Source organism: Streptomyces sp. NPDC057307 (genome assembly GCF_042667665.1).
GTDB lineage: Bacteria > Actinomycetota > Actinomycetes > Streptomycetales > Streptomycetaceae > Streptomyces.
This window is the reverse complement of record NZ_JBHUZM010000200.1, coordinates 1-10,737: the sequence shown is the minus strand read 5'-3', so window position 1 is coordinate 10,737 and position 10,737 is coordinate 1. Positions and strand designations below refer to the sequence as shown.

Below are 10,737 nucleotides of genomic sequence, written 5' to 3'. Positions count from 1 at the left end.
GCCCTAGGGCGTCTCCGCGAAGTCCCGCCCGGCCGGCGACGCCCGGCACGGCACCTCGCCCACGTAGGCCCCGCGGGGGGCCACGGGAGGTGCCCCCCCGCGTCGCCGTCGGTCGGCCACGTACGGCCGGGCCGTCCACGACGCCGGCCCTCCGCCTTGCGACGCACCGCCCCGCCGAGACATCAGGCGCCCCGCAGGCGGACGGCGCTACTTCGTGGACCCGCCCCGGGCCCTGCCCCTGTCCGGTGGATCTTCGGCGGCCCCGTCGCCGACGCTCTGTCGGGATTCGTCCTCGCGGCGCCCCGTACGATCGGCAGGGTGGCAGGTCAGGGACGTACGACTCGAAGACGTACGGCGGGTCGGTGGCGTCCGACCCGTCGCGGCGCGGTGCGCCGTCGTGCGGCGGCCGTGCTGCTCGGGTCTGTGCTGGTCGCCTCCGGCTGTTCCGCGCCCACCGCGACCGATGCCGCCACCGGTGCGATCCAGCGGATCCTGGACCGTCGCGCCGACGCCCTGCTCGACCGTGACGAGAGCGGCTATCTGGCCGCCGTCGACCCCGACGCCGGCGCCCTGCTGGCCGTCGAGCGTCGGACGTACCGGAACCTCACCGATGTGCCCGTGCGGTCCTGGGAGTACCAGGTGCGGGACGTCGACCGCGACGGCGACCGCGCGACGGCGCGCGCCGAGCTGCGCTACCGGATAGCGGGCTACGACAGCGCGCCCGTCACCTCGGCCCGCACGCTGGAGCTGGCGGAACGGGACGGGCGTTGGTACGTGACGGCCGACCGGCCCGGCGAGGGCGGCGTGCAGCAGCTCTGGCAGCAGGGCGCCGTCGACGTCGTCCACGGCAGGCGCAGCCTGATCCTCGGCGTCGGCCAGGACAACGCCCGGCTCCGTGAGATCGCCGCCGTCGCCGACCGGGCCGTGCCCGCCGTCGACGAAGCCTGGCCGGGCATCTGGTCGGGCCGCGTCGTGGTGCTGGTGCCCGAGTCGGTGGAGTCGATGGCCGGTCTGCTGGGCGCCTCGGCCGCGAGCTACCGGGGCATCGCCGCCGTCACGACCGGTGAGACCCGGCGGCAGGGCTCCTCGCCGGCGGACCGGGTGATCGTCAACCCCGACGCGTACGGCATCCTGGGCGACTTCGGGCGCCGGGTGGTCCTCACCCACGAGACCACCCATGTGGCGACGCGGGCGGACACCTCCGGGGCCACCCCGATGTGGCTCTCGGAGGGCTTCTCCGACTGGGCCGCCTACCGGGACACCAGCCGCGCCGACGGGCAGGCGGCCCCGGAGCTCGAACGGTCCCTGAGCCGGGGCGAACTGCCCGCCGCGCTCCCCGAGGACGGTGACTTCGCCTTCGACGCGAAGGCGGACGAACTGGCGCGCGCCTACGAGGGCGGGCGCCTCGCGTGCGAGCTGATCGCCCAGCGCTGGGGCGAGCGGAAGCTGACGGACTTCTACCGCGCGGTCGGGAAGCACGAGCAGCGCGAGGGCGCCGTCGAGGACGCGATGAACGAGGTGCTGTCGGTGACTCCGGACAGGTTCACCACGCTGTGGCGGGACTACCTGCGCGAGCGGCTGCGCTGAGGACGGGGGCGCCTGCCCCCGGGGCGTGTCCGTGAGTCGCGCCCGGCCCGCGGCGCCCGGCGCGGCGCCGCTCCACGCCCCCTGTGCGGGCGCTCAGGAGCCGAGCAGCCGGTACTCGTCCTCCTGGGCCCCGTCCCCGCTCCCGGCCGTCTCCGCAGCCTCCTGGCGGCTGCGCGGGTCCGGCACCGTCGCGCGCCACAGTCGGCCGCACGCGGTCAGCGTCGCGGCGACCAGCAGCCCGTTGCGTACGACGAGGAGGGTCACGCCCAGCCAGTCGCTCGCCGTCACGTGCGAGAAGAACAGCGGGAATTCGAGCACCGTGACCGCGGAGGCCGCCACCACGAGCACCGCGGGCAGCGTCATGGGGCTGGACCGCAGGAGCAGGCAGACGGCGGCCAGGCCGACCAGCCAGACCATGTACTGCGGGCTGATCACCCGGCTGGTGACGGTGAACAGCAGGACGGCGACGAACGCCGCGTCGCACAGGGTGCTCGCGGTGAACGCCGCCGCCTTGAGCCGCCAGACGAGCAGCCAGCCGAAGGCGGTCACGCTGAGGACGAGGGCGAGCGCGCTGACGAGGGGGACGTACGGCCCCCGGAACTCCACCGAGCCGTAACTGAACATCACCGCGCCGTCCCAGCCGAGATGCCGGGCCACATGGAAGACCAGCGCGCCCAGCGACTCGACCTCGGTGCCCCGGTCGCGCTGCGCGGTGAGGAAGTCCAGCGCGCCCGGCAGCACCGCCGACACCATCGCGAGCAGCGCGAGGGCCGTCGCGACGGCGGCGGACCAGGACAGCCGGGTGGCCCGGCCGCGCGGCGTACCGATCAGCAGCAGCACCGGCCACACCTTGAGCAGCGCCCCGAACCCGGCCAGCGCGCCGAGCAGTTGGGGCCTGCGCAGCCCCACGAGGAGGGCGCAGACGGCGACGGCGGTGACCATCACGTCGTAACGGGCGTAGACGGTGGGTCCGAGCACCGCGACGCCGGCCACCCACACCCAGGCGCCGCGCGTCGAGCGTCCCGGGCGCCGCCCCGTGCGGAGCAGCAGTCCGAAGACCAGCGCGTCGCAGAGCAGGCACAGGGTGAAGAACGCCGTGGCGTAGCCGAGGAAGGGCAGCAGGGCGGGGGAGAGGATCGCGAACGCGGCGGCGGGCGGGTACTGCCAGGTGACGTCCGACTGGGGGAAGGTGCCGGCGCGCAGGACGTCGTACCAGCCCTGATAGGTGACGGAGACGTCCGGGGTGACGTCGGAGCCCGGCGTGACGATGATCCGCAGGACGCAGAGCATCAGCACGGTCCTGGTGAGGAGCCACACCGTGACCGGTCCGACCGTGCCGAGCACGCCGACCGCGCGGCTCCCCCCGGCCCCGGCGGCGCCCGCGGCCGCTCCGACGCGTGTCGTGTCCTCGACCGTCATGACTACCTGCCCGTTTTGACCGATATGTACATGTGCTGGCGGGAGCCATCATGCGGGGGGACAGGCGTGGGAACGATGAGGCGGGGCCGTTCGGTACTGTCGGCGACGATGCACAAGACCTTGATCGTGACCAACGACTTCCCGCCCCGCCCCGGCGGCATCCAGGCGTTCCTGCACAACATGGCGCTACGGCTGGACCCCGACCGGATCGTCGTCTACGCCTCCACCTGGAAGCGCGGCGCCGAGGGCGCGGAGGCGACGGCGGCCTTCGACGCCGAGCAGCCCTTCACGGTCGTGCGCGACCGTACGACGATGCTGCTGCCGACCCCGCGGGTGACCCGGCGGGCGGCCGGACTCCTGCGCGAACACGGCTGCGAGTCCGTGTGGTTCGGCGCCGCGGCCCCGCTCGGACTGATGGGCCCCGCGCTGCGCCGGGCCGGCGCCCGGCGGATCGTCGCCACCTCGCACGGCCACGAGGCGGGCTGGGCGCAGCTGCCCGCGTCCCGGCAGTTGCTGCGCCGGATCGGCGAGGGCACGGACACGATCACCTACCTCGGCGAGTACACGCGCTCGCGCATCGCCGCCGCGCTCACACCCGACGCGGCCGGACGCATGGTCCAACTGCCGCCCGGTGTCGACGAGAAGACGTTCCACCCGGCGTCGGGCGGTGACGCGGTACGAGCGCGGCTGGGGCTCGCCGACCGGCCCGTCGTCGTCTGCGTCTCCCGGCTGGTGCCGCGCAAGGGGCAGGACACGCTGATCCTCGCCATGCCCGCGATCCTGGCGCGGGTCCCGGACACCGTGCTGCTGATCGTCGGCGGCGGCCCGTACGCCGGGGAGCTGCGGAAGCTGGCGGCCGAGACCGGCGTCGCCGACTCCGTACGCTTCACCGGCGCCGTGCCCTGGTCCGAACTGCCCGCCCACTACGGCGCGGGCGACGTCTTCGCGATGCCCTGCCGCACCCGGCGCGGCGGCCTCGACGTGGAGGGCCTGGGCATCGTCTACCTGGAGGCGTCCGCGACGGGGCTCCCCGTGGTCGCGGGCGACTCCGGCGGCGCGCCGGACGCGGTGCTGGACGGTGAGACGGGATGGGTGGTGCGCGGCGGCCCCGCCGCGCTCGCCGCGGAGGAGTCGGCGGACCGCGTCGTGACACTGCTCGACGACCCCGAACTGCGGCGGCGGATGGGCGCCCGCGGCCGTGAATGGGTCGAGGAACGCTGGCGCTGGGACCTGCTGGCGGAGCGGCTTCGGGCGCTGCTGTAGCCGGACCCGGTGGGTCCTACGCGCGGTAGAGCGACTCGATCTCGTCCGCGAAATCCTTCGCCACCACACCGCGCTTCAGCTTCAGCGACGGTGTGATGTGCCCCGCCTCCTCGGTGAACTGCGCCGCCAGGACACGGAACTTGCGCACCGACTCCGCCTTCGACACCGCCGCGTTGCCGTCGTCCACCGCCTGCTGGACCGCCGCCAGCAGCTCCGGGTCCTCGCGCAGCGTCGCCGCCGTCGAGCCCGCCGGCTTGCCGTGCTCCTTCGCCCAGCGGGCCAGGAACTCCTCGTCGACCGTCACCAGCGCGCCCACGAAGGGGCGCCCGTCGCCGACGACCATGCACTCGGCGACCAGCGCGTGCGCGCGGATACGGTCCTCGATCACGGCCGGCGCGACGTTCTTGCCGCCCGCCGTCACCAGGATCTCCTTCTTGCGGCCGGTGATCGCGAGATACCCGTCCTCGTCCAGGGTGCCGATGTCGCCGGTGTGGAACCAGCCGTCGGCCAGCGCCTCCACCGTCGCCGCCTCGTTGTTCCAGTAGCCCGTGAACAGGTGCTCGCCGTGCAGCAGCACCTCGCCGTCGTCGGCGATCCGGATCACCGAACCCGGCAGCGGCTGCCCGACCGTGCCGATCTTCTGCCGGTCCCACGGGTTGAACGCGGTCGCCGCGCACGTCTCCGTCAGGCCGTACCCCTCCAGCACCGTGAAACCGATGCCGCGGAAGAAGTGACCGAGCCGTTCGCCCAGCGGGGCGCCGCCGGAGATGGCGTACTCGCCGCGGCCGCCGAGGACCGCGCGCAGCTTGCCGTACACGAGCGCGTCGAAGACCTTGTGCCTGATCCTGAGCCCGAGCGACGGACCCGGCGCGCTGCCCAGCGCGCGGCTGTAGTCGATCGCGGTCCGCGCCGCCCGGTCGAAGATCTTGCCCTTGCCGTCCGCCTGGGCCTTGGCGCGCGCCGAGTTGTAGACCTTCTCGAAGACGCGCGGCACCCCGAGGATCAGCGTCGGCCGGAACGCGGCCAGTTCCTCGGTCAGATTCTTGATGTCCGGTACGCAGCCGAGTTTGATCGGCGCCATCACGGAGGCCACCTCGACCAGCCGGCCGAACACATGCGCGGCGGGCAGGAAGAGCAGGACGGAGCACTCGCCCGTACGGAACAGCGGCTTCAGCCGCTCCACCACGTTGCCGCACTCCGCGAAGAAGGCGCGGTGCGTCAGCACACAGCCCTTCGGGCGGCCCGTGGTCCCCGAGGTGTAGACGATCGTCGCCGGATCGTCGGCCTTCGCCGTCGCGCTGCGCTCGTCGACCACCGCCTCGGTGATCTGCGCGCCCGCGGTGGTCAGTTCCGCCACACAGCCCTTGTCGTCGCCCCGGTCGATCTGCCAGACGTGCCGCAGCCGGGTCAGCCCGTCGGAGACCGACCGGACCGCCGCCGCGTGCTCGTCGGACTCCACGATCACTGCCGCGGTGCCCGAGTCGCCGAGGATCCACTGCACCTGCTCGGCGGAGCTGGTCTCGTACACCGGTACGGTGACGGCGCCCGCGCTCCAGATCGCGAAGTCGAGCAGCACCCACTCGTACCGGGTCCGCGACATCAGGGCGACCCGCTCACCGGGGCGGATGCCGGACGCGATCAGGCCCTTGGCCACCGCCCGTACCTCGGCGAGGAACTGGACGGCCGTGACGTCCGTCCACACCCCGCCGACCTTGCGGCCCATGACGGCGGCATCGGGATGCTGAGCGGCGTTGCGGCCGATGAGGTCCGTCAGGTTGCCGTCCGAAGGGACCTCGTACAGGGCCGGAAGGCTGAACTCGCGCAAGACTGCTGCTCCTCGTCGGGCGCCGGTGGCACGGCACTGTGCCGAACCGGCTGCGGTCCACATCGGGCAGGTGCTCTCGGGGGTGAGCACGACGGGACGGCCCGGACGTTACCCACCGGTACTCGGTTCCGGATAGGGGGTCCTGGCCAGATGTTCGCTGCGTCACACGTTTTTTGACGGTCCTTCGCGCAGAGTAGTCCACAGCTGTGCGGGCGTGTGAGTAACCGCAGGTCCGGACCCCTCTACACAGCAGGAAGGCGGCGATCTAGGGTGAGCGGCATGCGTGGTGGCGAGAACGACGGCGGGAACGCGGGCGGCGGTACGGACGAGTCGAGTGACGTACCCGGTGGAAGCGGCCGCACACGGACACGCGTCCATGTCGTCAGTGACGTGCACGGCAACGCCCGCGATCTGGCGCGCGCCGGCGACGGCGCGGACGCCCTGATCTGCCTCGGCGACCTCGTCCTCTTCCTCGACTACGCCGACCACTCGCGCGGCATCTTCCCCGAACTCTTCGGCAAGGAGAACGCCGACCGCATCGTGGAGCTGCGCACCGCCCGCCGCTTCGACGAGGCCCGTGACCTGGGCCGCGACCTGTGGGCCGGGCTGGAGAGCGACCGGGACACCGCCATCGAGGCGGCCGTACGACGGCAGTACGCCGAGATGTTCGCGGTCCTGCCCACGCCGACGTACGCCACCTACGGCAACGTCGACATCCCCGCCCTCTGGCCCGAGTACGCCGGACCGGGCACGACCGTCCTCGACGGCGAGCGGGTCGAGATCGGGGGCCGGGTCTTCGGCTTCGTCGGCGGCGGTCTGCGCACCCCGATGCGCACCCCCTACGAGATCTCCGACGAGGAGTACGCGGCCAAGGTCGAGCGGCTCGGCGACGTCGACGTCCTCTGCTCGCACATCCCGCCCGAGGTACCCGAGTTGACGTACGACACCGTCGCCCGCCGCTTCGAACGCGGCAGCCGCGCGCTGCTGGACGCCGTGCGCCGCACCAGACCGAGGTACGCGCTCTTCGGCCATGTCCACCAGCCGCTCGCCCCCCGGATGCGCGTCGGCTCGACGGAATGTGTGAACGTCGGACACTTCGCGTCCACCGGACGGCCCTGGGCCATGGAATGGTGACCGGCGGGCACGCGATAACCTGCACGCTGCACGGCCGGTACCGGTAAGCGTGACCGTCGCCCCGTACCACCGGGGAGACACCATCTGGAGGAGCACGTCGATGGCGGAGCACACCAAGTCGAGCATCACGATCGAGGCGGCACCCGCCGACGTGATGGGCGTGATCGCCGACTTCACCCGCTATCCCGAGTGGACCGGCGAGGTGAAGGAGGCCGAGGTGCTCTCCACCGACGCCGAGGGCCGCGCCGAGCAGGTCCGGCTGGTGCTGGACGCGGGCGCGATCAAGGACGACCACACCCTCGCGTACACCTGGACCGGCGGTGACGAGGTCAGCTGGACGCTGGTCAAGTCCCAGATGCTGCGGGCGCTCGACGGCTCGTACCACCTGGCACCGGCGGGCGGCGGCGAGCGTACCGAGGTCACCTACCGGCTGACCGTCGACGTCAAGATCCCGATGCTCGGCATGATCAAGCGCAAGGCCGAGAAGGTCATCATCGACCGCGCCCTGGCCGGTCTGAAGAAGCGCGTCGAGAGCGCCCCCGGAACCGCCGGATCCGCCGGAGCGGCCGAGACACCCACCACCTGATGACGGAGAGCACGGCGCCCACCGCGCGTACGACCGGAACGCCGCGTACGGTCCTGGTCACCGGCCCCGGCGGCGCGGGCCGTACCACCGTCGCCGCGGCGACCGCCCTGGCCGCCGCCCGGCGCGGCGACCGCACGCTGCTGCTCTCCGCCGACCCGGCGGGCCCCGGCGCCGTCCTCGGCGCCCCGGCCGCCGTCGCCGTCGAACCCGCCGAGGTGACGCCCGGACTCTGGGCCGCGCGCGTCGACCCCGCCGACTACTTCCGCACCGAATTCCTCGCGCTCCAGGAGCGCGCCGCCACCGCGCTCGACATGCTCGGCGCCCGGCCCCTCGACGGCGAGGAGCTGACCGAGCTGCCAGGGGCGGAACAGTTCGCCCTGCTCCAGGCGCTGCGACGGGCCTCGGCCGGGGACTGGGACGTACTGGTCGTCGACCTGCCGCCGCTGCGCGATGCCCTGTCCGTACTCGCCCTGCCCGAGCGGCTCCGCCGGCTGCTCGGCCGCCTCCTGCCCGCGGAGCGGCAGGCCGCGCGGGCGCTGCGGCCGATGATCGCGCAGCTCGCCGGCGTACCGATGCCGGCGGGCTGGCTGTACGGCGCCGCCGCCCGCAGGGACGAGGAGCTGGCCGCCGTCCAGGCGCTGATCGAGGCCCCCACCACGACGGTGCGGCTCGTCGCCGAACCCGGTCCGGCCGCCGGGGACGCCCTGCGGGTGGCCCGCGACGGGCTCAGCCTGTACGGGCTGCGCGTCGACGCCCTCGTACCGAACAAGGTCCTGCCGACCGACTCGTCCGACGCCTGGCTCGCGACGCTCGCCGCCCAGCAGCAGAAGTGCCTGGACGAGTGGAGCGAGGAGTACGGCTCCGCCTCCGGGGCCGACTCCGGCGCCGGACCCCGTTCGGGGTGGCCGGTGCGCGCGGTGCGCCACCTGGGCCGGGACGCGCGGGGACTGGACGATCTCGCCGATCTCGGTCCGGACCTGGACCTGGACGAGGACGGGGCTCCGGACCCGGAGCCGTACCGCGATCCCTGGTGGGTCGAGGACCGGCGGGAGGAGGACGGGCTGCTGGTGTGGTCCCTGCCACTGCCGGGCGCCGTGAAGACGGACGTCGGCCTCGTGCGGCGCGGTGACGAACTGCTGCTGACCGTCGGCCCGTTCCACCGCATCGTGCCCCTCGCGGCGGCTCTGCGGCGCTGCACCGTCTCGGGCGCCGCGCTCACGGACGGTGTCCTGAAGGTCCGTTTCACGCCGGACCCGGGGCTCTGGCCGCGCACTCCCTGAATGTCCCGCCGGGGTTCAGGTACCGTCGAAGGTACACAGCCTCCGGTCCGCCCCGGACGAGGCGCCTTGCCCCATGCGGGAGTAACCCATGAGCGATGCCACCGAGCGTCCCGCCGCCGACCCGGACGCCTGGGCCACGGCCTGCGCCGAGGACCTGGCCGCCGAGAAGGCCCGTCGTCGTTCCGTGCACGGGACGACGCCAGGCTCCGCCTCCGAAGAACTGCGCCGGTTCGTGGACGCCGTCGCCGACAAGGTGTCCTCGTTCCAGAGCCCGCTGCTCGGCATGGCCGCACAGGGCGCCGTCCAGCAGTTCATCAGCCAGGCCAAGTCCGCCGTCGAGCCGGTCATCGACCGCAACCCCGACCTCTTCGACCACCTCGCCGCGGCCGGAAACGAACTGCTCGCCGCCTACCGCTCCGCCGTCGAGGGCGACGAGCGCCGCTGGACCCAGGGACCGTCCGAGGCGCCCGACATCAGCCTGAAGAAGACGGACGAAAAGGCCAACGACCCCTCGGATCCCCGCGACGAGGGCCCCACCCCGGGCAACCGCATCGACCTGGACTGACCAGGGGGACGCCCGCCCTCGGGTACGGTTGGCCCCAGCGGGGCTCGACCGAAAACTGAGGGACACATGGGACTCACCATCGGCGTCGACATCGGCGGCACGAAGATCGCGGCGGGCGTGGTCGACGAAGAGGGCGCGATTCTCGATACGTACCAGGTGCCCACCCCGCCGACCGCCGAAGGCATCGTCGACGCGATCTGCGCCGCGGTGTCCGGCGCCGGCAAGGGACACGACATCGAGGCCGTCGGCATCGGCGCCGCCGGCTACGTCGACGACAAGCGCGCCACCGTCCTGTTCGCGCCGAACATCAACTGGCGTCACGAACCGCTCAAGGACAAGGTCGAGCAGCGGGTCGGGATGCAGGTCGTCGTGGAGAACGACGCGAACGCGGCGGCCTGGGGCGAGTACAAGTTCGGGGCCGGACAGGGCCACGACGACGTCATCTGCATCACGCTCGGCACCGGGCTCGGCGGCGGCATCATCATCGGCAACAAACTCCGCCGCGGCCGCTTCGGTGTGGCGGCGGAATTCGGCCATATCCGGGTCGTACCCGACGGGTTGCTGTGCGGCTGCGGCAGCCAGGGCTGCTGGGAGCAGTACGCCTCGGGCCGCGCGCTCGTCAGATACGCGAAGCAACGCGCCAACGCCACCCCCGAGAACGCGGAGATCCTGCTGCGTCTCGGCGACGGCACACCCGAAGGCATCGAGGGCAAGCACATCAGCGCCGCCGCCCGCCAGGGCGACCCGGTGGCCGTCGACTCCTTCCGGGAGCTGGCCCGTTGGGCCGGCGCGGGCCTGGCCGACCTGGCCTCGCTCTTCGACCCGTCGGCGTTCATCGTCGGCGGTGGCGTCTCGGACGAGGGCGAACTGGTCCTCGACCCGATCCGCAAGTCCTTCCGCCGCTGGCTGATCGGCGGCGAATGGCGTCCGCACGCGCAGGTCCTCGCCGCCCAACTGGGCGGCAAGGCCGGACTGGTGGGCGCCGCGGACCTGGCCCGCCAGGGCTGACCCGTACGAACCGGCCACCGGACGCACCCCGGTAATCCGGACGATCAACGCCCGCCGCGCCCCTCAAGGG

General features: G+C 73.0%; 9 protein-coding genes. 7 read left to right on the top strand and 2 right to left on the bottom strand.

The features are described 5' to 3' along the window. Nucleotides 1-318 precede the first annotated feature (318 nt). Complete coding sequence (locus ACFUN8_RS35205) at nt 319-1,587, top strand: hypothetical protein (RefSeq protein ID WP_383646923.1); 1,269 nt, start codon at nt 319-321, stop codon at nt 1,585-1,587. A gap of 93 nt (nt 1,588-1,680) precedes the next feature. Here ACFUN8_RS35205 and ACFUN8_RS35200 read toward each other — a convergent pair whose 3' ends face one another. Beyond that, nucleotides 1,681-2,877, bottom strand: coding sequence for a glycosyltransferase 87 family protein (locus ACFUN8_RS35200; RefSeq protein WP_383646925.1), 1,197 nt, complete (start codon nt 2,875-2,877; stop codon nt 1,681-1,683). Between the two features lie 237 nt (nt 2,878-3,114). Here ACFUN8_RS35200 and ACFUN8_RS35195 point away from each other — a divergent pair, with 237 nt between their 5' ends. After that, nucleotides 3,115-4,269 (top strand): glycosyltransferase family 4 protein, encoded by a 1,155-nt coding sequence (locus ACFUN8_RS35195; RefSeq protein ID WP_383646920.1) that lies wholly within the window; start codon nt 3,115-3,117, stop codon nt 4,267-4,269. A 16-nt stretch (nt 4,270-4,285) separates the two neighbouring features. On the opposite strand, the gene ACFUN8_RS35190 is transcribed toward ACFUN8_RS35195, so the two are convergent. Further along, complete coding sequence (locus ACFUN8_RS35190; RefSeq protein ID WP_383646918.1) at nt 4,286-6,094, bottom strand: AMP-dependent synthetase/ligase; 1,809 nt, start codon at nt 6,092-6,094, stop codon at nt 4,286-4,288. 279 nt (nt 6,095-6,373) lie between these two features. Between ACFUN8_RS35190 and ACFUN8_RS35185 the strand changes: the two genes are divergently transcribed. The 5 genes from ACFUN8_RS35185 (at nt 6,374) to ACFUN8_RS35165 (ending at nt 10,667) form a co-directional block, all read left to right on the top strand. Further along, entirely contained in the window at nt 6,374-7,228 is an 855-nt protein-coding gene (locus ACFUN8_RS35185) for a metallophosphoesterase (protein WP_383646916.1), read from the top strand. Nucleotides 7,229-7,328: 100 nt separating this feature from the next. Then, nucleotides 7,329-7,814, top strand: coding sequence for an SRPBCC family protein (locus ACFUN8_RS35180; protein ID WP_383646913.1), 486 nt, complete (start codon nt 7,329-7,331; stop codon nt 7,812-7,814). Further along, nucleotides 7,814-9,094 (top strand): ArsA family ATPase, encoded by a 1,281-nt coding sequence (locus tag ACFUN8_RS35175; protein WP_383646911.1) that lies wholly within the window; start codon nt 7,814-7,816, stop codon nt 9,092-9,094. Before ACFUN8_RS35180 ends, ACFUN8_RS35175 begins: the two co-directional genes overlap by 1 nt. An 88-nt stretch (nt 9,095-9,182) precedes the next feature. After that, on the top strand, nt 9,183-9,659 hold the full coding sequence (locus tag ACFUN8_RS35170) for a DUF5304 domain-containing protein (RefSeq protein WP_383646908.1): 477 nt from the start codon (nt 9,183-9,185) through the stop codon (nt 9,657-9,659). A 66-nt stretch (nt 9,660-9,725) separates the two neighbouring features. Then, nucleotides 9,726-10,667 (top strand): ROK family glucokinase, encoded by a 942-nt coding sequence (locus ACFUN8_RS35165; RefSeq protein ID WP_383646906.1) that lies wholly within the window; start codon nt 9,726-9,728, stop codon nt 10,665-10,667. Nucleotides 10,668-10,737: the final 70 nt, after the last annotated feature.